The sequence below is a fragment of the Fodinicola acaciae genome (assembly GCF_010993745.1).
In the GTDB taxonomy this organism is placed as follows: domain Bacteria; phylum Actinomycetota; class Actinomycetes; order Mycobacteriales; family HKI-0501; genus Fodinicola; species Fodinicola acaciae.
Genome location: NZ_WOTN01000002.1, coordinates 799,092 through 822,484, shown reverse-complemented (window position 1 = coordinate 822,484; position 23,393 = coordinate 799,092). Strand labels below are relative to the sequence as shown.

The window sequence follows — 23,393 nt, the reverse complement described above, 5'->3', positions numbered from 1 at the left end:
TGCTGGAGCGGGTGGGGTCGTGGTGGGCGGGTGGAGGTGCGGTGGTGGAGGGGGCGGCGGTGGAGTGGGGATGGTGCGGCGGGGAGGAAGGGAGGGGCGCGTGGATGCCAATCGGTGTGCATGGGGGTGCGGCTGCGCGTTTGCGGGCGGGGCTGGGTTCTCCAGACTTGCTCGGTCACGTATGGGAAGCAACCCGTCGGCATGCACGCCAATCACAGCGTCCGGAGTGGTGCTGGTGTGGCTACTGTGGCTGGCAATGCCGGTGGGGCGACCTGGCTGCGTAATACTTGTTTAACAAGACATCAAAACGGACATTTGTTGCAGCTCGGCAGTCACAACGGTATTATCAGCCTCAGTAGTCACACCCGTCACAGCCTCCAGTAATCGCGGCAGCATGAAAGCCTTGTTTCTTGCGTCCAGCGCAAGTAACTCGACATTCATGCCATCCGCGGAACTCGCAAGCCGGACATTTAGCGCTCCACATGCCTTCGCATCCCACATAGTGGACCCTCACGCCACCCACCGGGACGCCGCGGCACCTCCGGCGACCCAGCCATACTCCTGGTCACCCACCCAACCGCACACGCGGCACTCAACCGGACCAACAGCGAAACCCCGCGCGCCCCTCCCCTTGAGGTCGCAACGCAACCACTATCCAGCGACCGTGTCCAGGGCATCGGACTCCCCGGCCGCGCTTCCCAGCTTCAGGGCCAGCTGCCGGCGCGACCGTACGCCGATTTTCCGGTAGATACGGGAAAGTTTAGCCTCGACGGTCTTCACACTGACGAAAAGTGTACGAGCGATCTCGGCGTTGGTGGCGCCGGCGATGGCCATGGCGGTGACTTGGCGTTCGTCGGCGGTCAGGACCGGGCCGGCGGAGGGGCTGGGGTCGGTGGGGCCGGCTTCGGAGCGGGCTCGTTGCAGCCAGGCCTGCGCGCCGGCGCGGTCGAAGATTTCCACGGCGGCGCCGAGGGCTCGTTCGGCGGCGGCGCGGTGGCGGCGACGGCGTTCGAGGCGGGCGAGTTCCAGCAGCGTACGGCCGTGTTCGAGGGGCATCGACAGGGTGCCGAAGCGGTCGGCGGAGACCTGCAGGACGGCGGCGGCGCGGTCGGGCTGGCCGATCGACGCGAGGCGCAGGCCTTCGGCGCGGCCGAGGGCGGCGAGGACGCCGGCCCGGTCCAGCCGCTCGGCCTGCTCGACCGCGCGTTCGATGACGGTGTGCGCGCGGTCGTCGTTGCCGAGCCGGATGTACGCCTCAGCCAGATCAGGCTGCCAACCGCTCAAAGCCGGCTCCGCCAAGCTCATCGACTCGGACAGCTTGGCGGCCTGCCGGAGCGGCACCAGCGCCTCCGCCGGACGGCCGGCCAGCAGCGAGACGTGACCGTGCAGCGCGGTGGATCGCAGCTGCATCAACCGATCCGCGTCCGCCTCCGACGCCGCGACAGCACTCCGCGCAAGCTCTCCGGCCCGTTGCAACGAGCCACCGGCCGCCTCGGCCAGCGCCGCGGAGAAGAGCACCGGGCCGCGACCGAGATCGGCCTCGTCGGCCAACCGCAGACCGCGCGCACCATATTGCAGCGCCGAAGAACAGTTTCCGAGTCGCACCTCGGCATCGATCAGGTCCGGCAACACCAGCCACAACTGGCTCGGCAACCCTAACCGGTCCGCGCTGACAGCCAGCTGCGCGAGCTCGTTGCGCGCCGGTACGAGCCGGCCGGACAGCAGCCACAGCCGCGCTCTTTTCGCACGCGCGCCAAAAGTGCCAGCGGTGTCGACGAAAGCGCGCTCGATCGTACGCTCGGCGGTCGGATCGCCGAGATAAAGCTGCGCCATGCTCAAAACCTGCAGCGCGACGGCGCCAACCGTGCTGTCGCCGGCCGCTTCCGCCAGCGCCAACGCGCGCTCCGCCTCGGCCCGCGCCTCGGTCAGCTGGCCTTCCAACAGACAACGGATGCCGACCCACACCCGCACCGGCGCGAGCAAGACCGGGTCGTTGCCGGCATCCACCAGCACCCGGTTGAAAAGTCCGGCGGCATGCACGAGTCCCTGGCCGACCGTGTCGAGCAACACCAGGCCGGCGCGTACCCGGTCGGCCGGTGCGGTGGCGATGGCGAGAACGTTCTCAGCGGCCGGCCGCGCCAGGTCGTACATCGCCGCGTTGGCGGCGAATTCGGCCGTACGTAACGCACGTTGGATGACCAGCGCGGTGTCCACTGTGGACGTGCGACGCGCGGCCAGCGCGGCCAGCTCAGCCGCGGCCGCCGGCGCGCCACGAGCCGCCGCAAGCTCGGCGGCGCGATCGAGCTCAGCTGCCGCGAAGCGGATGTTCGCCGTGTCGCCAAGCGCGCGATGCCGGGCACGGGCGACCGGATCATCGACGACGCCGGCCAATGCGGCGTGTACGGCGGCGCGCCGGATTCCTGGCGCGCGGTCGTAGACAACCGCGGAAAGTAAGGGAAAAGCGAAGCTGACGACGCCGTCGTAGTCCAGATCGGCGACTCCGGCACCGGCCGCCTCGGCCAGCTCTTCGGTGACGCACGTACGTCCGGCACGCCGCAACAGCTCGACCGTCGGCCGATCGCTGGCGGCGGCGAACAACAGGGTTTCCAGCGTACTGGCGGAAAGCGCGGCCAACTGCGGCACTACGAGCCCGCGCAGCCGCGCCGGCACCGGCAGCGGCTCGCCGAGCTGTGGCGGCCGGTCGCGTTGCGCGGCGGCCGTGGCGATCTCCACCGCGAACCACGGATTTCCGTCGCTCACCGCACAAATCCGGCGTACGGCCCAGCCGGGCAGCGCGTCACCGACCCGCGCGCGGACCAGCGCGATCAGCGCGCCGGCCGGCAGTGGCGACACCTCCAACTCGGCGCCGCCATCCGGACAAAGCGTCGTTGCCGGCGCACCGCCATAGGCGACCCGCTCGGCGACCACCACTCGCAGGCCGGCCGGACCGATCCGCGCGATCGCGAACTCCAGCACGGCGGCCGATTCCGGGTCGATCCACTGCGCGTTGTCCAGCGCCAGCACGACAGGATGCGCGCGCCCGAGCTCCACCAGGAAGTCACGAACGGCGATCCGTACGGCCAGCCGGTCGGCCTGGCCGGTCAGCTCGCCGCGGCTCAACGCGTCCAGAACCTCGTGCTGGCGCGCCGGAAGCGCGGCCATCACACCGTGATCGGCTCCGGCCAGCAGGTCGGCGAGCGCGGCCAGCGGCAGCTGGCGATCCGGCTCGACCGGCGCACACTGCAGGACGACCGTCTCCGGATCGGCGCTGCGAACAACGTTCGCAAGCGCGCGTACGACCGTAGTTTTGCCGATGCCGGCAGGGCCGTACAACACCAGGCCCCCGGCGGACAGCCCGGACCAACACCGCTCAAGCAGCTCTGTCCGCCCCACGGGCTGGCCGGGAAACACGTGTTAAGGCTCGTCTGCCGGTTCGGCCGGGACAACGACCGTTTGGCCGATGATGCCCACCAAAAGATTGATAAGGGTGAGTCCAGGTAACGCTGGCCCATCAATGTCGACTGGATGGCCACATAGGGACGTATTCCCCCCAACTCGGCAAGGGGATTTCAAGGGTTTCCCCGTCTTATGCATTACCTGACCGATCCATAACGTCGTCGGCGCCGACGTCCGTCCTGTTCAGGGAGAAGCATGACGAGAAGACGCGATCGCCTGTTCAGACCAGGAAACCTGTTCGCAGCCGGAGCCGCCGCGGCGGCTCTGGTCCTCGGTGTGATGCAGCCGGCCGCTGCCGCGCCGACCAAGCCAGCAAGCACAAAACCGGCCGTATCGGCCCTATGTGGCAGTACGGCCAAAGGAAAAGGCATCTCCGGAATGCGGTGCTTCGCGCTGAAGCGTACCGATATTCCGAGTAAGAAAGGCATCCGGCCGCTGACCGACACGCCAAGCGGCTTCGGTCCGGCCGACCTGGGTTCGGCGTACCAGATCCCGGCCAACGGCGGCGCCGGCCAGACGGTCGCCGTCGTCGACGCCTTCGACAACCCCAACGCCGAGGCCGACCTCGCCGTCTACCGGTCCCAGTACGGCCTGCCGCCGTGCACCACCGCCAACGGCTGCTTCAAGAAGGTCAACCAGCGCGGCGACCAGGGCCCGTACCCGCCGGCGAACGCCGGTTGGGCCGGCGAGATCGCGCTGGACATCGACATGGTGTCCGCCATCGCACCGCAGGCCAACATCCTGCTCGTCGAGGCCGACGACAACTCCTTCGACAACCTGGGCCTGGCCGTGAACAAGGCGGTCGACCTGGGCGCGAAGTTCGTGTCCAACAGCTACGGCTCCGACGGCGAGGACGCCTCCGAGCTGGAGCTGGACGACCTCTACTACAAGCATCCCGGCGTGGCCATCACGGCCAGCTCCGGCGACGACAACTACGGCGTCTCCTACCCGGCCGCGTCCCAGTACGTGACCTCGGTCGGCGGCACCGCACTGGTGCGCGACAGCAGCACGCGCGGCTGGTCGGAGAGCGTCTGGCACAACCAGTACGGCGGCCCCGGCAGCGGCTGCTCCTCGGTGGAGCCCAAGCCGGCGTTCCAGACCGACACCGGCTGCGCCAAGCGGACCGTCGCCGACGTCTCCGCGGTCGCCGACCCGGTGACCGGCGTCGCGGTCTACAACACCTACCAGGCGGGTGGCTGGGAGGTGTACGGCGGCACCAGCGCCTCGGCACCGATCATCGCCGGCGCGTACGCGGTGGCCGGCGCCCCGGCGGCCGGCAGCTTCCCCAACTCCTACCCCTACACCAAGCCGTCCGCCTTCAACGACGTGACGACCGGCAACAACGGCACCTGCACACCGGCATACCTGTGCACCGCCGGCGCCGGCTACGACGGCCCGACCGGCCTCGGCACGCCGAAGGGGGTCAGCGCCTTCGGCACCGGCCCACACGGTGAGCTGCTCGGCACCGTCACCGACACCGCTTCCGGCGCGCCGGTTGCCGGCGCCAAGGTGACCGCCGGCGACCTGTCCGCCACCACGGACGCGGCCGGCAAGTACGACCTGACCGTGCCGGCCGGGACGTACGACCTGACCGCCACCGCCTTCGGCTACACCACGCAGACGGCGTCCGGCGTGGTCATCGCCGACGGCGGCAAGGTGACCAAGGACTTCGCGCTCGCGGCCGTGCCGAAGGTGTCGGTCAGCGGCACCGTCATCGACGGCTCCGGTCACGGCTGGCCGCTTTACGCCGGCTTCAGCGTGAACGGCACGGCCCTGTCCGGCAGCACCGACCCGACGACCGGGCGCTACAGCGTCCAGCTGCCGGCCAACGCCACGTACACGCTGCACGTGACCTCGAAGGTCCCGGGCTACGACGCGGCCGACATCCCGGTCACCGTCGCCGGCTCCGACCTGCACAAGGACATCCAGCTGAAGGCGTCGGCCAACTGCACGGCTCCTGGCTACACCTTCCAGACCACCGGCACGACGCAGACGTTCGACTCGACGGCGGCGCCGCCGGACGGCTGGACGGTGACCAACGCGACCGCCGACGGCGGCTGGGTCTTCGACGACCCGGGCAAGCGCGGCAACAAGACCGGTGGCACCGGTGCCTTCGCGATCATCGACTCCGACAAGCTCGGCAGCGGCAAGCACCAGGACACCGTGCTGACCACGCCGGCGTACGACCTGACCGCGGCCACCACCCCGGTGCTCACCGCGGACACCGAATACAAGGCGTATTCGAACTCGACCGCCGACGTCGACCTGAGCGTCGACGGCGGCACGACCTGGACCAACATCTGGCACCGTACGACCGCCAGCCTGCTCGGACCGGCGAAGATCGACCAGGCGCTGGCGACCGCGGCCGGCAAGAACAACGTCAGGCTGCGGTTCCACTACCAGGGCACCTACGCCTACCACTGGCAGCTCGATGACGTGTTCGTCGGCAACCGCGCATGCGTCGCGACGCACGGCGGCCTGGTGGTCGGTCACGTGACCGACGCCAACACCGGCGCCGGTGTCGACGGCGCGACCGTCACCAGCACGGACAAGCCGGCGGAGAACGCCGGTACGGCCAGCGACGCCGACCAGGGCGCCGGCTTCTACTGGTTCTTCTCCTCGCTGACCGGCTCGCACAAGGTGACCGCCGGCAAGGGCGGCTACGTGGCGGCGTCGAGCAACGTCGACATCGCCACCGACGGCGTGACCAAGGCCGACTTCACCCTCACCGCGCCGCGGCTGACGGTGACGCCGGCGGCGATCAACAAGACCGTGCCGTGGGCTGGCCAGGCGACCGCGAACGTGAAGATCACCAACACCGGCACCGCTCCGGCGACGTACAAGATCGCCGAGGCGCCCGGTGGCTTCACGCAGCAGACGGCCGGCGGAGCGGCGGTGCACAACGTACGCGCCACGCCGCAGGCGCTGTCGATGAAGGCGGCGGCCGCCAAGGGCAAGAAGGCCGCCACGCCGAAGGACGCCAACCCGTCCGCGGCGCCGTGGACCGGGCTGCCGAACTATCCGACCGCCGTCCAGGACAACCTGGTGGTCGCCGGCAACGGCAAGCTCTACTCGGAGTTCGGCTACACCGGCAGCGACGACACCGCCGACCTCTACGCGTACGACCCGACCGCCGGGTCGTGGAGCAAGCTGGGCACCTCGCCGGCCGGCACGCGTGAGGCACCGGCCGGAGCGTTCCTCAACGGCAAGATCTACGCCTCCGGCGGTTGGGGTGCCTCCGGCGCTCCGCTCGGCGTGACGTCGATCTACGACACCGCGTCCAACAGCTGGTCGACCGGCGCGTCCATGCCGACCCCGTACGCGGGATCGGGACACGCGCTGCTCGGCGGCAAGCTCTACGTCGTCGGTGGCTGCACCGCCTCCGCGTGCGGCGCGCAAGACGTGCAGGTCTACGACATCGCCGGCAACAGCTGGACCAAGGCCGCGAACTATCCGGAGAAGACGTCGTGGCTGTCCTGCGGTGGCATCGGCGGCGTGCTCTACTGCGCCGGCGGCAACACCGGCTCGGCGACCAGCAAGAAGACCTACGCGTACACCCCGAGCAGTGACAGCTGGACGGCCGTCGCCGACCTGCCGAACGACTTCTGGGGTGCCGGTTACGCCGCGGCCAACGGCAAGCTGGTGGTCAGCGGTGGCGTGGTCAGCGGCAGCACCACGGTGACCAACACCGGTTACGCGTACGACCCGGGCGCCAACGCCTGGACCGCGCTGCCCAACTCGAACACCTCGCTCTATCGCACCGGCAGTGCGCTCGGGTTCTACAAGATCGGCGGCAACCCCGGTGGCCAGTTCGTGCCGCCGGTGGCCACCGCCGAGGTGCTGCCCGGCTATGACCAGGGTGACAACCAGGACGTGTCCTGGCTGTCGGAGAGCGCGACCAGCGGCACGCTCGCACCTGGCAAGAGCGCCACGATCGCGGTCACCCTGGACGCCAGCGTCCAGGAGATCACCCAGCCCGGCACGCTGACCGCCGGTCTCGCGGTCAACGGCAACACGCCGTACGGCAACGCCGCCGTCCCGGTCTCGTTGACGGTGAAACCGCCGACGACCTGGGGGAAGGTGACCGGCAAGGTGACGGTGAAGGATGCCTCGGGCAACCTCGTCGCGCTGGCCGGGGCCACCGTGGAGGTCGACAGCTGGACGGCGTCGTACACGCTGAAGACCGACGCGCAGGGCAACTATGGCCTGTGGCTGGACTATCGCAACAACCCGCTGACGCTGATCGTCGCCAAGGACGGCTTCCGTCCGCAGACGACGACGGTGTCGATCAAGCAGGGTCAGGTGACGACCAAGAACTTCACCCTGGTCAAGCCGTAGCCCTCAAGTGGTCGCATGGCCACCATGCGTGCGTTGGTCGCACGCATGGTGGCCATGCGGCCGTACGGCCGCCAAATGCCGCCCCCGATCCGAGTTTCCTCGCCCCCTGCGACATTTTCCGGCCGAGCTTCAGCCGTACGGACCGGACGGAGGCAGCCCGTCCAGCCCGTACGGCCTCGTGCGACCCACCAGTGGCAGCCGGCCCCCTCGCCCAGCTACCACCGGCCCCCTCGGGCCCGGCCCGCGAACCGACGCCGGCGCCGGTTCGCGGACACGACTGCAGAAGCCCACCCGCGTGTAGGTGAACTTCAGCGCGACAGGTCCGCGACCAGGTCGATGGCCGCCGGCAACGCCTCCGGCAGCCGCTCGATCCAGGCCCGCGGTGTCGCACCCGGTACGTCCAGCCGGCTCAGCTCGCGCTGCACCATCTGGACCATGGTGGGCAGCAGGGACGTACGCGCGACCAGCCCGAGCGCGCGTTCCGTCCCCGCGGCGGCCAGCGTCTCCCCACCGGAGAACACCGACCGCAGGCACTCCCCCAGTGCCATTCCGCGCAGCAGCCGACCCCTCTGCGGCTGCTGCCGGACACCTGTGTTGACCACGACCAGGGCGTGGCTGGCCGACGCGCGCTCGCCGGACCGGTCGGCCTCCCGATAGACCTCGGCCAGCCGGGTACGCAGGTAGGCCAGTGTCGCCAGGCCGGTGGTCGGATCCTCGACGGAGATCGTGCGGAACTGGGCTGCCCCCTCGTCGGCCCAGGCTTCCGCCACCGCTCGGATAACCGTCCCCGGCGACACTGGCACTACTTCCCGCGTCACCGCGAGCAGCGCGGCGACATCCTCCAAGGTCTCGTCCAACCACACGCCGGAGGCCGCGCGAGCGCGTCCCAGCCGCGCGCAGGCCGGCAGGAACTGCCCGGTCGGGTGGACCAGCTGCTCGGTCACCGCCTCGACCTCGGCACACTGCCAGTCGTCCGGCCAGGACCAGCCGGCATCGGCACTGGCCTCGCGCCAGCGCCGGCGCAGCCGGTCCGCCCGGTCGTCCATCGGCGGCTCGTTCGTGCGCTGCTGCACCTGCGGCACCAGTGACAAGGCGCGCGCATCTGCCACTTCGGCTCTCCCGCTTCCTCGGTCGCCGGCCGTGTCGAAGTTCTGACCAGCGGATTCAAGAGTGACGCGGATGTACGGGAGTCATGACGCGGTTATCCGTAATCTTTTCTCCAACTTGTTTGCGCGTACCGCGTGAATTGCCTGAAATGTCCGTGATTGGGGTTGTTTCGAGCAGATGTCTGGCGGCACCGGCGCCGGCCGGCAGCTGAGCTCAGGAGAGCCACCGGCCGGCCCCAGCGACGCTGAGCTCATCACCGCGTCGCGCGCGGGCGACACCGGTGCCTTCGAGGTGCTCTATCGCCGGCACGCCGAGGCGGCACAGCGTTACGCGATGACCCTGACCGGCAACCCCACCGACCGCGACGACCTGGTCTCCGAGGCCTTCGCCAAGGTGCTCTCGACGCTGCGCGCCGGCGGCGGACCCGACCTCGCCTTCCGCTCCTATCTCCTGTCGGTCGTACGCAACGCCTTCTACGACCGCACGCGCCGCGACAAGCGGCTGGAGATCACCGACGACATGACCCGGCACGACCGCGGCGTCGCGTTCACCGACACGGTCGTCGAGGGCCTGGAGCGTACGCTCGCCGCGCGTGCCTTCGCGACGCTGCCGGAGCGCTGGCAGATGGTGCTCTGGCACACCGAGGTCGAAGGCGACTCGCCGGCCGAGGTGGCGCCGCTGCTCGGCCTCACCCCCAACGGCGTCGCCGCATTGGCCTATCGCGCGCGCGAGCGGCTGCGGCAGGCGTACCTGTCCGTACACGTCGCCGACGCGCCGCAGACGACCATGGTCGCCGGCACGACGTGCGGCTGGACGGCCGAGCGGCTCGGCGCGCGCGTACGCGGTGGCCTCAGCAAACGCGAGGCCGCCAAGGTCGACGCGCACGTACAGGAGTGTGCCAAGTGCAGCGTGCTCTATGCCGAGCTCGGCGAGCTCAACGGTGGCCTGCGCGGCGTACTGGCTCCGCTCATCCTCGGTGCCGCGGTCGGCGGCTATTTCCTCAAGCCAGCAGCCGCGGTGGCCGCGGTCGGCGGCGGCCTGGCCGGCCTGTGGCAGTGGATCCTCGCCGGCCTCCAGCGGCTCAAGGATTTCCTCAAGCAGCCGTCCGGCATGGCGGCCGCGGCCGCCGTCCTCGTCGTCGTGATCGCCGCTGCCGCCGGCGCCTTCGTCCTCACCAGTGGCAAGGAGGAGCCGGCGAAGCCACCGGGAGCGGCCGGCCCGAACAAACCCGCTCCTGGTGGCGGCGGCGGTGGCGGTACGCCGGGTGGTGGCGGCGCTCCTGGCGGTGGCGGCGCTCCTGGGCCGGGCAGCGCTCCCGGCAGCACTCCTGGGGCCGGTCCTGGGGCCGGTCCCGGGGCTGGTCCTGGCGCTGGTCCTGGCGCTACGCCTGGCACCGGTCCGGCTGGTCAGCCTGGTGGCACGTCCGGACCCGCTCCGAGCGCGCCGGCCGTACGACCGACGCTGGCGGTGTCGAGCGTGGGACCGCTGTCACCGGGGCGGCCGGCGGTCATCAAGGCGGTGGTCGCCACGCCGGCCGCCGGCGGCGGTCGCGGCAACGCCGTACCGCTGCTGTTCCCGCGGCTCGACTCCGGCCCGCTGACGCTCAGTCTCGGCAACGCGCTGACGGTCAGCAACACCGACGCCGCGGACGGCTGGTTCTGCCAGGTCGGCGGGCGTACGTGCACGCACGGTCCGCTGACCCCCGGGATGGTCACCACCGCGTACATCCGCGTGAACGTGGCGCCCAACGCGACTGGCCGGATCCCGGTGACGGTGTCCGGCGGCGGCGGCGCGGCCACCAGCGCGTCCGCGAGCCTGCCGACGCCGGTCAAGCAGGACTGGGGGACGCTCTACGCGGTCAACGGCAAGGCGCGGCTGCAGGTCACCGGCAACACGCTGATGACCTGCTGGTGGCGCGCGCCCGGCTGTCCGGCGGCGCGGCAGCGGCAGCTCAACCCGTACGGCGTGGACAACGACCGGCAGAAGATGTTTCCCTACGACTCCGACCACGACAGCTACACGCGCGTCTCATCGTCAGGTCGTGTGGCGGGGTCGGGACAGGTGCTCTATGCCGGGTTGTTCTGGTCGGCGTCCGCGCGGCCGGCCGGTGGCGTGCCGCCCGCGCTGCTGAGCGGCCCCAACGGTGTCCGTACGCCGGTCACGCCGAGCCTGGTCGACGGACCGGCCGGCCCGAGCACCTTCCAGGCCTACGCCGACGTGACCCACCTGGTGCGCGCCGGCGGCTTCGGCACCTGGACGGTCGGCTGGCACACCGGACCCGCGCCAGGCGTGCGCGCGTACGCCGGTTGGGCCCTGATCGTGGTCACCAGCGACACCGCCGCACCGTACGGCCAGATCGCCGTCTTCGACGTGAACCTGGACATCGGCACCGGCCGCCGCTCGGCGACCCTGCACCTGCCGCTGGAGACCGTCGGCGTGAACAGCGTCGTCGGCGCCGTGGCCTGGGAAGGCGACGCGAGCCTGCCCGGCGACCGGGTGGCGATCAACGGCCACCCGCTGGCCGGCCGCGACCGGCTGTGCGGCGCCGACAACGCCTTCTGCAGTCATGCCGACGACACGGTCGAACGCAACTGGAACACCTTCGGCACCGACGCCTGGACGGCCAGCGGCGGCCAGCTGAACCGTACGGCCGACCTGGCCGGCACATCCGTGCAGGACGCGGTCACGCTTGGGGCCTTCGCCATCGCCAACCAGTCCTGACCTACCCGCTACAGCGCGAAACTGTCGTACCCACCCGCCAATGTTGGCCCCCACCCAGATCGGGTGGGGGGTGGGTCTGAGAGGTTTCCTTAGTTGAGTTCGAAGTTGATCTTGGTGGTGCAATCGGGGTCCGAATGCGGCGGCGGGGTGGCTTGAAGGTCCTGTGCGGCGGGCGGGTGGTGCGGCTTCTTCGTCTGCGGTGGGGTGGCTGGGCCGGCTCTGGTTAGGGCGAGTGGTGGGTCTGCTGGTTGGTGCGTTGGGCGAGTAGTTGAGTCTTCTAATTGGTGCGTTGGGAGAGTGGTTGCGTCTCTTGTTTGTTGCGTGGGTGGGTGGTGGTTTTCGCCTGCGCGGCGGGCGCGCCTGCGCGGCGGGCGGCCTCAAGGGAGGGGCGCGTGGACGCCAATCGGTGTGCATGGGGGTGCGGGTGGCGGTTTGTGGGCGGGGCTGGGTTTTCTGGGCTTGCTCGTTCTCCCCGTCGGCGCCCGGAGGGAACCACATTTTCGGAGGGGCCGCCGAGCTTGGGAGGGTGGTTGCGTCAGGTGGGCGGCGGCCCCTCCGAAAATGTGGTTGGCTGCGCCCGCCGACGGGGAGAACGAGCAAGCCAGGTCACGTATGGGAAGCAACCCGTCGGCGTGGACGCCCAACGATCGTGCTGTAGCGGCTGACTGCGTAATACTTGTTTAACAAGACATCAAAACGGACATCTGTTGCAGGCCAGTAGTCACAACAGCATTGTCAGCCTCAGTAGTCACACCCGTCACAGCATCCGATGATCACGGCGGCATGAAGGCCTTGTTCCTTGCGTCCAGCGCTAGTGACTCGACATTCACACCATTCGCAAACCGCTCAAGGTCGACATTTATCGCTACACATGTCAGTTCGTCCCACATACTGGACCGTCTCGCCACTTACCGGGACGCCAAGCGTGCCCCAAAACCGATCTTGGACACTCTTGGTGGAATTGTGACTCATGTGACTGGCGATACAGGCGAGGCGGTCCGTCCGTGCAATACAAGTTTGACAAGACATCAAAACGGGCACGTGTCGCGCGTCACAGAGCCGACACGAGGAGGGCGCATCCGGGTGACAAGTTGCGGACCGAAAGGCCACCAAAGGTGACCTTGGCGACGCCGACCGCCCGGCCGTCAGTACGCTGAGCCGTATGCGACTCATCCGCCGCCTGGTCGAGCGCTGGCACCGGCTCATCAAGGAGATGACGGCGTTCGGCATCATCGGCGTGGTCAACACCGGCGTGCAGTACGTCGCGCTGAACGCCTTCCACTTCTGGCTGCACGTCGGCCTGCTGACCTCCAATGGCCTGGCCACGGTCATCTCGGCGACCAGCTCGTACTTCATGAACCGGCACTGGACGTTCCGGCACCGCGCGCGCAGCAGCATGCGGCGCGAATACACGCTCTTCTTCATCTTCAACGCGATCGGCCTGGCCATCTCGTCGGCGGTGCTGTGGCTGTTCAAGTACGTGCTGCATCTGGACACCCCACTGTGGGTGAACGTCGCGGCCACAATCGGACTCGTGCTCGGCACGCTTTTCCGTTTCGTCACCTACAGCAAGTGGGTCTTCCTGCATCCCGATGACGCGCTGTACGAGCAGAGCGAGGAATCGTCGACGGAGAGCGACCGCGAGCCGGCGAGCGTACCGGACAAAACGTAATTCGCCGTGCCGCTGCACGGCGACGTGCGCGCGGTCCGTATCCTCGGTCGGGTGAATCTCGTTCGCAGTCTTTATGACCGCTGGCAGAGTCGCCTTCACGAGGTCACCGCATTCGGTGTGATCGGCGGCGTCAATTTCCTCCTCGACCTGCTGCTGTTCAACCTCTTCTACGGGGTTTTCGGCATCCCGTCGCTGACCGCGCGCGGTTTCGCGACCGTGCTGTCGGCGTCCAGCTCGTACTTCATGAACAAGCACTGGACCTTCCGCGGCCGCAACGACAACGACCGGCGCCGCGAGGTGATCCTGTTCATCGTGTTCAGCGCCGCCGGCCTGCTGATCCAGTGGGGATTCCTCGGAATGTTCAAGTTCGTGCTCGGACTTGACAATATTTTCTGGGCCAACCTCGGCAACATCATGGGCGTCGCGGTGGCGATGTTCTTCCGCTTCTGGGCCTTCAGCAAATTCGTGTTCCTGCAGGCACCGCCGGCCGAGGAAACCGCGGAGCGAGAGAAAGAGCCGACTCCGGTCTAGAAAGACCCAGCAAAACGAGAATCACGAAAGGGCCGGGAGATCCGGCCCTTTTTCATTCAGTTCTCATTTGGCAGGCCAGGCAAGTAAATAGCGAAGGTGGCCGGCTTCGGCCGTACGAGCTCCAGCCGGCCGGAGTCAGCCTCGACCAGCGCGCGGGCCAGCGGCAGGCCAAGGCCGGTGCCGCCGCGACCGGAGACGCCGCGCGCGAAGACCGAGCCGACCAGCGAGTCGGCGATGCCAGGCCCTTCGTCGGTGACCTCGACGACGACGTGCTCGCCGTGCCGGAACGCCTGTACGTCGACCGTGCCGCCGCCGTGGTTCATGGCGTTCTCCACCAGTACGCCGATGGCCTGCTGCAGGTGGCCTGGTGTGGCGTGTGCGCGCAGTCCGTCGGCGGGCAGGATCCGCAGCTTGCGGCCAAGGCTGGACAGCTGCGGCGCCCACTCCTGATAGACGCTGTCGAGCTGCTCGGTCACATTGACTGGTACGGCCGAACGCGCGCGTTCGTTGCGTGCCTGCTCCAGCAGGTCGTCGATGACCGACACCATCCGGTCGACCTGCTCCAACGCCAGGTTGGCCTCGCCGGCCGCGTTCGGATCGGGAGAGGTGCTGACCTCCTCCAGCCGCATCGACAGCGCGGTGAGCCGGGACCGCAGCTGATGCGACACGTCACCGGCGAACTCGCGTTCACGGCGTACGAGGTCGGACAGCCGCAACGCGGCACCGTCAAGCACGCGCGCGACATCGTCCAGCTCGGGGATGCCATAGCGCTGACCGGACGGCCGCAGGTCGCCGTCGCCGAACCGGCCGGCGTCGTCGGCCAGCCGGGACAGCGGCGTGGTCAGCCGCTGCGAGACGCGGCCGGCGAGCAGCACGGCCACGCCGATGGCGACGGCAGCCGCGATGATGACGACGGCCGCGGACTCCACGCGCTCGGTGTAGTAGTCGCCCGGCGAGCGCTCGACCAGCAGCCGGCCGCCGGTCATGCTGATCGTGGCCCGCAGTGGATTGCCGCCGGGACGCGCGCCGGTGGCCAGCCGCCGGCCGTCCGCCAGCATCACCTCGACGTACGGCGTGTCGGTCACCAGGTCGTCGAGCCGCTTGGCGGTCAGCGTCCCGTCCGCCACGTACGGCTCGATCGCGATGGCGTAGCGATAGGCATCCGTGGTCAGCCGGTCCTGCGCTGAGGTGGTGATCTCCTGCTGCGTGATGACCAGCAGTGGTACGCCAAGGATGCCGATCGCAACGAGCGCGACCAGCAGAGTGGCCGCGACAATGCGCCGACGCATGCTCCTAGGCTACTTCTCCGCGTCCCGCTCGAACCGGAAGCCGACCCCGCGTACGGTGACCAGCCGGCGCGGAGCGCTGGCGTCGTCGCCGATCTTGCGGCGCAGCCACGACACGTGCATGTCCATGGTCTTGGAGGAGGCCGCGCCGGCGTCTCCCCACACCTGCTCGGCGACGGTCTCCCTGCCGACCACCTCACCGGCGTGCTCCAGCAGCAGCTGCAGCAGAGCGAACTCCTTGTTGGTGAGGTGCACTTCCTCGCCGTCGACGTATGCGCGGCGGGAGGCGACGTCGACGCGTACGCCGGCGGCCGAGAGCTCGCCGGCCGCCGAGCGCCGCAGCAGCGCACGTACGCGCGCGAGCAGCTCGGCCAGCCGGAACGGCTTGCCGACGTAGTCGTCCGCGCCGGCGTCCAGGCCGACCACATAGTCGACCTCGTCGCGGCGTGCGGTCAGCATCAGCACCGGCAGCGTGGAGCGAGCGCCGCGCAGCCGGCGGCAGACCTCCAGGCCGTCCATCTCCGGCAGGCCGAGGTCCAGGACGAGCAGGTTGGCGACACCGGAGAGCGCGCTCTGCAGCGTGGACGGACCGTCCGACCGGACGATGACGTCGTGTCCTTCGCGCTCGAGCGCACGGGACAGCGGTTGAGCGATGGCGGCGTCATCCTCCGCCAGCAGCACGGTGGACACGGTCACACCCCACGTTCGTAGGTGATCATTGGAAGCTCCGCCGATCATTCTGGTTGGTCGAGCCTTACGACGGGTGAAGGCCCGCGATGATTCCCGAAGTGCGGAAACTCATCGTCACCATTATCACCCAGGTCTTCTTCTTCATCCTCGGCCAAAGCGCGCTCGTCTTCTTCCTCCATCAATTCATAAAGAATTGTTTGGATTTCTCGAGCGCGCGGGAGATCGACGAGGGTGAGCTGGCCGCCTTCGTTCTCGTCGTCACCGGCGGCCTGCACGATCAGTGTGCCGCAGCCGACCATGCGGCCGACGATCGAGCCGGCGTACGCGACATCGGTGATGGCGCCGAGCGGCAGTTCCCAGCGGTGCCGGCGGATCAGGCCGACCCGCACGATGACCCGCTCGCTGGTGAAGACGACGTGCGTCGTGAGCCAGCGGACGAGCCGCCGGCCGACGTACCAGACGATCACCGCGGCCGCGATGATCGCGACGAGCACGCGCAGCGAGGTGTACGGCCAGGCCGCGATCGCGTACGACGCCAAGCCGACGGTCAGCAGCAGCACGAAGACCGCGGGCACCAGCGTCTTCCAGTGCGGATGCAGATGCAGCACCAGCCGCTCGTCCTCATCCAGCAATTTCTCCGGAAACCGCACGCACCACGCTAACGCTTTTCAACCGCCGCGAGGGTGACGTTTTGCCGGTCGACACGCCGGCGGCCACCGTCAGGACCTCACCCTCGCGCCGGGTTGACGTGCGTGACGTCGCCGGCGGCGACCGGGGTGAGAGTGCCGTCGGCGGTGCGTACGACCAGCCGGCCGTCGGCGTCGATGTCGGTGGCCTCGCCGTCCAACGTACGGCCGGTAGGCAGCTCGACGCTGACTCGCTGCCCGACCGTGCGACACATCGTCCGGTAGGCGACCCGCAGGCCACTGGCGTCCGGATCGCCGTGCGCGTCGGACCAGTCGCGATAGTCCTCGGCGACCGCACGCAGCAGCGCGCGCACGATCGTGTCCCGGTCGGTGCAGGTCGCACCGGCCAGCCGCAGCGAACTGGCCGGTGCGCCGGCGCGTTCCGGCAGCTCAGCGGCCGTATTGGTGACGTTGAGGCCGATCCCCAGCACGACCGCGGCGCCGTGCGCCTCGGCCAGGATGCCGGCGACCTTCCCCGCGCCGGCCAGCAGGTCGTTCGGCCATTTCAGCGACACCTCCAGGCCGGCGACCTCACGTACCGACCGCGCCGCGGCGACGCCGGCCAGCAGCGACAGCCATCCCCACCGCGGCGCCGGAGCGGCTGGCCGCAACAACATGGAGACGCTGATGCCGGCGCGCGGCGGACTGACCCACGTACGGTCGCGCCGGCCGCGTCCGGCGCCTTGGTATTCGGCGAGCACCACCAACCCCTCGGGCGCGCCGGTGTCGGCGAGCGCTGCGACGTCGGCGTTGGTCGAGCCGGTCTCGGCGACGACGCGTACGTCGGTCCAGAAGTCGCGCTGCAGCGCGCGGCGCAGGTTTGTCTCGGACAGCGGCGGCCGATCCAGGTCGGCGTACTTGCTCACCCCGCGAGTGTGGCAAAAGTCGCGGGCCGGCGCGTCCGCTGGCGGTCACGACTAGTCTTACCGCGGAGTAGGAAGGGGTGCCTGTGAGCGCGGAACCGGTGGCGGACAGCCCCGCCGAAGCGGTCGGAGCGGCCGAAGTGCCGGCCGGCATCGACATCCACACCACCGCCGGCAAGCTGGCGGACCTCAAGCACCGCGACGACGAGGCCGTACACGCCGGTTCGGAGCGCGCGATCGAGCGCCAGCACAAGAAAGGCAAGAAGACCGCGCGCGAGCGGATCGAGCAGCTGCTCGACGACGGCTCGTTCGTCGAGCTGGACGCGCTGGCGCGGCACCGGTCGACCGCATTCGGGATGGCCGAGGAGCGGCCGTACGGCGACGGCGTGGTCACCGGCTATGGCACCGTCGACGGCCGCCCGGTGGCGGTTTTCGCGCAGGACTTCACGGTTTTCGGCGGCAGCCTCGGCGAGGTGTTCGGCGAGAAGATCGTGAAGGTGATGGATCTGGCCGCCAAGACCGGCTGCCCGGTGATCGGCATCAACGACTCCGGCGGCGCGCGGATCCAGGAAGGGGTGGTGTCGCTCGGGCTTTACGGCGAGATCTTCTTCCGCAACGTACGCGCGTCCGGCGTCATCCCGCAGATCTCGCTGATCATGGGCCCGTGCGCCGGTGGCGCGGTCTACTCGCCCGCGATCACCGACTTCACCGTGATGGTCGACCAGACCTCGCACATGTTCATCACCGGTCCCGACGTGATCAAGACCGTCACCGGCGAGGACGTGGAGTTCGAGGAGCTCGGCGGCGCGCGCTCGCACAACACCAAGTCCGGCGTGGCGCACCACATGGCGCCGGACGAGGACGAGGCGGTCGAGTTCGTCAAGCAGCTGCTCGGATTCCTGCCGAGCAACAACCTGGACGAGCCGCCGTCGTACGAGGTCGACAGCGACCTCTCGGTCACCGACGAGGACCTGGAGCTCGACACGCTCGTGCCGGACTCGCCGAACCAGCCGTACGACATGCACACGGTGATCGAGCACGTCCTGGACGACGGCGACTTCCTGGAGATCCATCCGCTTTTCGCGCCCAACATCCTCTGCGGTTTCGGCCGCGTCGACGGACATTCGGTCGGTGTGGTGGCCAACCAGCCGCTGCAGCTGGCCGGCACGCTGGACATCGACGCGTCGGAGAAGGCGGCGCGGTTCGTCCGCACCTGCGACGCGTTCAACATCCCGGTGCTGACTTTCGTTGACGTGCCTGGCTTCCTGCCCGGCACCGACCAGGAGTGGAACGGCATCATCCGGCGCGGCGCGAAGCTGATCTACGCCTACGCCGAGGCCACCGTCCCGAAAGTCACCGTCATCACGCGGAAGGCGTACGGCGGCGCGTACGACGTGATGGGGTCCAAGCACCTCGGCGCCGACCTCAACTTCGCCTGGCCGACCGCGCAGATCGCGGTGATGGGTGCGCAGGGCGCGGTGAACATCCTCTATCGCTCGGAGCTGCGCGAGGCGGACCGGCCCGATGAGCTGCGGTCGCGGCTGGTCACCGAATACGAGGACCACCTGGCCAACCCCTACATCGCGGCCGAGCGCGGCTATGTCGACGCGGTCATCCCGCCGAGCACCACGCGTACCGCGGTGATCAGGGGTTTGCGTACGCTGCGCGGAAAACGCGAGACGCTGCCGCCGAAGAAGCACGGAAACATCCCGCTGTGAGCGAGCGACCGCTGCTGCGGATCGTACGCGGCACGCCGACGGACGAGGAGCTGGCCGCGGTGACGGCGGTGGTCGCGGCACTCGCTGCTGTGCCGTCTCCGCCACCGCCGCGCGCGCGTCCATTGTGGACGGACCGGACGGCGTTGTTGCACGCGCCTTTGCTGCCGGGCAAGGGCTCCTGGCGCGCATCGGGCCTGCCGCGCTGACAGCCGCGGGGTCGCGCTGCGTGCGTAGGGCGACCCTGCGGCTTTTCGGCGCTAGGCCGGGACGTTCAGGTCCCAGACGCCTTCGAAGAAGACGCACCGGTAGTTGTCCTGCACGCCGTGGTCGATGGCGCCCTGGTCGCACTCCGCGTGCGTCGGATACGAGTCGATGGTGTCCCAACCCGGCACCGGCAACGCGGCGACCGGCGCGGCCGTGGCGACCAGCGCGCCGGTGGCCAGCGCGGCACCGGCGAAAACGGTCACGGCGATCCGCCTGAAGCTCATCCGTTCCTCCTTTTCCCGACCTGCCCCGGTGAAAACCGAGCGCAAGAGTAGACGCGGCCGGTAAAAAGGTCCAGACATGTTCTTCGCCTTGGCAATTATTGGCGTGACCGGTAACGGCACCGTCCGGCGCAGCCACTAGCGTGACGGTTGTGACTGCTCGCCTGATCCTCGCGTCCGCGTCGCCGGCCCGGCTGGCCACCCTCCGCAGCGCCGGCTTCGCGCCGGACGTGCTGGTCTCCGGGGTCGACGAGGACGCGGTGGCCGCCACGCTCACCGAGCCGACGCCGGCGCAGCTCTGCCTCGCGTTGGCGCGCGCCAAAGCCGAGGCCGTCGCGTCCACTGTGGACAATGGCCTGGTGGTCGGCTGCGACTCGATGCTGGAACTGGCCGGCCGGGCGTACGGCAAGCCGGGGACCGCCGAGGTGGCCAAGGCGCGCTGGTCGATCATGGCCGGCGGCACCGGCCTGCTGCACACCGGTCACTGCGTGATCGACGCGTCGACCGGCAAGTCCAGCGCCGAGACCGCGACGACGACCGTACGGTTCGGCACACCGACCGAGGCCGAGCTGGACGCCTACGTCGGCTCCGGCGAGCCGCTCGCGGTGGCAGGGGCGTTCACCATCGACGGCCTCGGCGGCACGTTCATCGACGGGATAGACGGCGACCCGCACAACGTCGTGGGCATTTCGCTGCCATTGTTGCGCAAGCTGTTCGCCGAGGTCGGCGTACGCATCACCGATCTGTGGCGGTTGGCCTAGATTTTCGATATATGTAACGAAAGTTGCCATATGCGACGATGGCCGCTTTGGGGTGACGGACGCATAGTGACGACATAGTGACGACATAGCGCCGGTCGCCATGCTCACCAGCGCGTCGCGCGAACGCCTGAGTTCCGACCCTTCCACACGACCAACCGTCGTGCATCTCGGCGGACCTTGTCCCGACCAGGGCCAAAGCCGCCGTCCACACGTGCGCGTTCCGCGTACAGAGATGGAGATCGGCATGCGGAGAACTCGCTCAGGACGGCGCCGGTCCGCCGTCACCGGACTGCTCGCCGTCGCCGGACTGCTGGCCAGCACAGCGCTGGTGGCCACCGTCGCGCCGGCACCGGCTCAGGCCGCCTCGACCATCGGCGGCAAGATCACTCGCACCGAGATCATCCAGCGCGCGACCAACTGGTATCTGCGCCGCAACGACTCCGACCTGACCTACGACCAGAGCGCCTACACCTGGGACGGCACGCATTCGCGCCAGTATCGCCGCGACTGCTCGGGATATGTCGACATGTCCTGGCACCTGGGCGCCGACCCGAACACCGGCGGGCTCGACGACTCGACGTACACCACGTCGATCACCCGCGCTCAACTGCTGCCCGGCGACCTGCTCGACGACACGGTCGACCACGAGAGCGGCTATCCCTATCACGCGATCCTCTTCGGCGGCTGGGAAAACAGCGCGAAGACGACCTTCTGGTATTACAGCTTCGGCTCGACGCCGCTGAGGAAGGTGACCGGCGCGTCGTTCAGCCAGGCCACGTTGTCCGGCCATCCGACCGGCGACTACAAGCCGCTGCGCTACAAGAACGTCCTTGAAACGACCAGTCCGGCCGACGGCAACAGCATCACCGGCGACAACTTCACCGACCTGCTCGGCGTCAAGTCCGACGGCACGATGTTGCTGTATCCCAACAACATCCTGATCAACGACGGCATACCGTACGGTGTGGTCAAGGAGATCGGCCACGGCTGGCAGGACATGAAACGACTCGTCCAGGCCGACGTCACCGGAGATGGCTACACCGACCTGGTCGCCTTCCAGACCGACGGCACGATGTTGTTGTACGCCAACAGCTACGTGGCAAACGACGGCATTCCCTACAGCGGACACACCGAAATCGGCCACGGCTGGAACGCATTCGACCGGGTGATCGGCGCCGACGTGAACGGCGACGGCTACACCGATCTGCTGGCGCTGACGCCGGACGGCGTGATGACGTTGTACGTCAACAACTACAAGGCCAGCCACGCGGCACCGTACAGCTCGCATATCGACATCGGTCACGGCTGGAATTCCTACAGCCGGATCATCGCCGCGGACGTGACCGGCGACGGCTACACCGACCTGCTCGGCGTCACCAGCACAGGCGACATGTCCTTGTACGCCAACAACTTCAAGGCCAACAGCGCCGTGCCGTACAGCGCACATGCCGAGATCGGCCACGGCTGGAACACCTACGGCCAGATCCTGTCCGCCGACGCCAACGGCGACGGCTACACCGACCTGCTCGGCATCAGGCCGACCGGCGAGATGGAGCTCTATCCCGGAAACTACAAGGCCAACGCCGCGGTGCCCTACAGCGCACACGGCGAGATCGGCCATGGCTGGGACAACTTCGCCACCATCGTCTAGCCGAACGGAACCGTGACGACATGAAAAGACTGTTCTTCCGGCTGGCGGTGGCGGCCAGCGCGGTGGTGCTGGCGTCCGCGGCGCTCGGCGCCACCCCGGCTCAGGCCGCCAGCACCAGACCGTGCGACCCGGCCGGCACGACCGCCTCGGACGCCTCGATCGCCAGCTCTCTCAACAAAAGCCTGACCGGTTCGATGAAGGGCGTGATGACCGCCTATCGCGTGTCGTGCGCGCGAGTCATCTCCAACCGGATCCACCAGCGCGGCCTGCCGGTGCGTGCGGCGCACATCGCCATCACCACGGTGATCGTCGAGTCGCTGATCCAGAATCTGACCTACGGCGACCTGGACAGCCTCGGCCTGTTCCAGCAGCGGCCGTCGGCCGGCTGGGGTACGCCGGAACAGATCATGGATCCGATCTACGCGACCAACCAGTTCGTCGACCACATGCTGCGGATCAGCGACTGGCGGACCGCGCCGATCGGTGAGATCTGCCAGAAAGTCCAGGGGTCGGCCTTTCCGCAGCGCTATTACGACGCGACGGCGGACGGCATCGCGATCGCCAACGCTGTGTGGGCCGTCGTCGGCTCGCCGGACGGTCACAGTGTCACCGGCGACAACTTCACCGACCTGCTCGGCGTCAAGTCCGACGGCACGATGTTGCTGTATCCCGACAACATCCTCATCAACGACGTGCCGTACGGCGTGGTCAAGGAGATCGGCCACGGCTGGCAGGACATGAAACGACTGGTGCCGGCCGACGTCACCGGAGATGGCTACACCGACCTGGTCGCCTTCCAGACCGACGGCACGATGTTGTTGTATGCCAACAGTTACGTGGCAAACGACGGCATTCCCTACAGCGGACACAGCGAAATCGGCCACGGCTGGAACGCTTTCGACCGGGTCCTCGGCGCGGATGTCAACGGCGACGGCTACACCGACCTACTCGCACTCACGCCGGACGGCGTCATGACGATGTACGTCAACAACTACAAGGCCAACCACGCCGCGCCGTACAGCTCACATCTGGAGATCGGTCACGGCTGGAATTCCTACAGCCGGATCATCGCCGCGGACGTGACCGGCGACGGCTACACCGACCTGCTCGGCGTCACCAGCACAGGCGACATGTCGTTGTACGCCAACAACTTCCGCGGCAACAGCGCCGTGCCATACAGCGCGCACATCGAGATCGGCCACGGCTGGAATGCCTACAGCCGGATTGTCGCCGCCGACGCCAACGGCGACGGCTACACCGATCTGCTCGGCATCAGGTCGACCGGCGAGATGGAGCTATATCCCGGAAACTACAAGGCAAACCACGCCGTGCCCTACAGCGCACACAGCGAAATCGGTCACGGTTGGAACAATTTCACCACGATCGTTTGACAAAGCCGGCCGTGTCCTCGGCGTCGAGGACACGGCC

Annotated in this window: 16 protein-coding genes; 9 read left to right on the top strand and 7 right to left on the bottom strand. The window is 68.6% G+C overall.

What is annotated here, in order from left to right; all coding sequences use genetic code 11:
- Positions 1 to 651: 651 nt before the first annotated feature.
- Positions 652 to 3,393 (bottom strand): AAA family ATPase, encoded by a 2,742-nt coding sequence (locus GNX95_RS43835; RefSeq protein WP_163508787.1) that lies wholly within the window; start codon positions 3,391 to 3,393, stop codon positions 652 to 654.
- 258 nt (positions 3,394 to 3,651) lie between these two features.
- Here GNX95_RS43835 and GNX95_RS19240 point away from each other — a divergent pair, with 258 nt between their 5' ends.
- Positions 3,652 to 7,794 carry a carboxypeptidase regulatory-like domain-containing protein gene (locus GNX95_RS19240; RefSeq protein WP_163508786.1) on the top strand — a complete coding sequence of 1,381 codons (4,143 nt, stop codon included), beginning with the start codon at positions 3,652 to 3,654 and terminating at the stop codon, positions 7,792 to 7,794.
- Positions 7,795 to 8,102: 308 nt separating this feature from the next.
- On the opposite strand, the gene GNX95_RS19235 is transcribed toward GNX95_RS19240, so the two are convergent.
- A complete protein-coding gene (locus GNX95_RS19235) occupies positions 8,103 to 8,903 on the bottom strand; it encodes a hypothetical protein (protein WP_163508785.1) in 801 nt (266 codons plus the stop codon).
- 175 nt (positions 8,904 to 9,078) lie between these two features.
- Between GNX95_RS19235 and GNX95_RS42570 the strand changes: the two genes are divergently transcribed.
- The 3 genes from GNX95_RS42570 (at position 9,079) to GNX95_RS19220 (ending at position 13,825) form a co-directional block, all read left to right on the top strand.
- Entirely contained in the window at positions 9,079 to 11,622 is a 2,544-nt protein-coding gene (locus GNX95_RS42570) for a sigma-70 family RNA polymerase sigma factor (protein ID WP_222853755.1), read from the top strand.
- 1,162 nt (positions 11,623 to 12,784) lie between these two features.
- Positions 12,785 to 13,294 carry a GtrA family protein gene (locus GNX95_RS19225; RefSeq protein ID WP_163508784.1) on the top strand — a complete coding sequence of 170 codons (510 nt, stop codon included), beginning with the start codon at positions 12,785 to 12,787 and terminating at the stop codon, positions 13,292 to 13,294.
- A gap of 51 nt (positions 13,295 to 13,345) precedes the next feature.
- Positions 13,346 to 13,825 carry a GtrA family protein gene (locus tag GNX95_RS19220; protein ID WP_163508783.1) on the top strand — a complete coding sequence of 160 codons (480 nt, stop codon included), beginning with the start codon at positions 13,346 to 13,348 and terminating at the stop codon, positions 13,823 to 13,825.
- A gap of 56 nt (positions 13,826 to 13,881) precedes the next feature.
- Here GNX95_RS19220 and GNX95_RS19215 read toward each other — a convergent pair whose 3' ends face one another.
- From GNX95_RS19215 to GNX95_RS19200, 4 genes are all read right to left on the bottom strand, one after another.
- Positions 13,882 to 15,114 (bottom strand): sensor histidine kinase, encoded by a 1,233-nt coding sequence (locus GNX95_RS19215; protein WP_163508782.1) that lies wholly within the window; start codon positions 15,112 to 15,114, stop codon positions 13,882 to 13,884.
- Between the two features lie 9 nt (positions 15,115 to 15,123).
- A complete protein-coding gene (locus GNX95_RS19210) occupies positions 15,124 to 15,801 on the bottom strand; it encodes a response regulator transcription factor (RefSeq protein ID WP_222853754.1) in 678 nt (225 codons plus the stop codon).
- Positions 15,802 to 15,845: 44 nt separating this feature from the next.
- Positions 15,846 to 16,451 (bottom strand): PH domain-containing protein, encoded by a 606-nt coding sequence (locus tag GNX95_RS19205; RefSeq protein ID WP_163508780.1) that lies wholly within the window; start codon positions 16,449 to 16,451, stop codon positions 15,846 to 15,848.
- 77 nt (positions 16,452 to 16,528) lie between these two features.
- Positions 16,529 to 17,353, bottom strand: coding sequence for a biotin--[acetyl-CoA-carboxylase] ligase (locus GNX95_RS19200; RefSeq protein ID WP_163508779.1), 825 nt, complete (start codon positions 17,351 to 17,353; stop codon positions 16,529 to 16,531).
- A gap of 98 nt (positions 17,354 to 17,451) precedes the next feature.
- On the opposite strand from GNX95_RS19200, the gene GNX95_RS19195 reads away from it, so the two are divergent.
- A complete protein-coding gene (locus GNX95_RS19195) occupies positions 17,452 to 19,068 on the top strand; it encodes an acyl-CoA carboxylase subunit beta (protein ID WP_425483915.1) in 1,617 nt (538 codons plus the stop codon).
- Positions 19,065 to 19,274 (top strand): acyl-CoA carboxylase epsilon subunit, encoded by a 210-nt coding sequence (locus tag GNX95_RS19190; RefSeq protein WP_163508778.1) that lies wholly within the window; start codon positions 19,065 to 19,067, stop codon positions 19,272 to 19,274. Before GNX95_RS19195 ends, GNX95_RS19190 begins: the two co-directional genes overlap by 4 nt.
- A gap of 51 nt (positions 19,275 to 19,325) precedes the next feature.
- Here the strand turns inward: GNX95_RS19190 and GNX95_RS19185 are convergent, their stop codons facing one another.
- On the bottom strand, positions 19,326 to 19,556 hold the full coding sequence (locus GNX95_RS19185; RefSeq protein ID WP_163508777.1) for a hypothetical protein: 231 nt from the start codon (positions 19,554 to 19,556) through the stop codon (positions 19,326 to 19,328).
- Between the two features lie 149 nt (positions 19,557 to 19,705).
- Here GNX95_RS19185 and GNX95_RS19180 point away from each other — a divergent pair, with 149 nt between their 5' ends.
- From GNX95_RS19180 to GNX95_RS19170, 3 genes are all read left to right on the top strand, one after another.
- Positions 19,706 to 20,314, top strand: a complete 609-nt coding sequence (locus GNX95_RS19180; RefSeq protein WP_222853753.1) for a Maf family protein — start codon at positions 19,706 to 19,708, stop codon at positions 20,312 to 20,314.
- A gap of 244 nt (positions 20,315 to 20,558) precedes the next feature.
- Positions 20,559 to 21,965: an FG-GAP repeat domain-containing protein gene (locus GNX95_RS19175; protein ID WP_163508775.1), complete on the top strand. Its 1,407-nt coding sequence runs from the start codon at positions 20,559 to 20,561 to the stop codon at positions 21,963 to 21,965.
- Between the two features lie 20 nt (positions 21,966 to 21,985).
- The gene (locus tag GNX95_RS19170) at positions 21,986 to 23,356 is read left to right on the top strand and encodes an FG-GAP-like repeat-containing protein (protein WP_163508774.1); all 1,371 of its coding nucleotides are present in this window, start codon (positions 21,986 to 21,988) and stop codon (positions 23,354 to 23,356) included.
- Positions 23,357 to 23,393 lie beyond the last annotated feature (37 nt).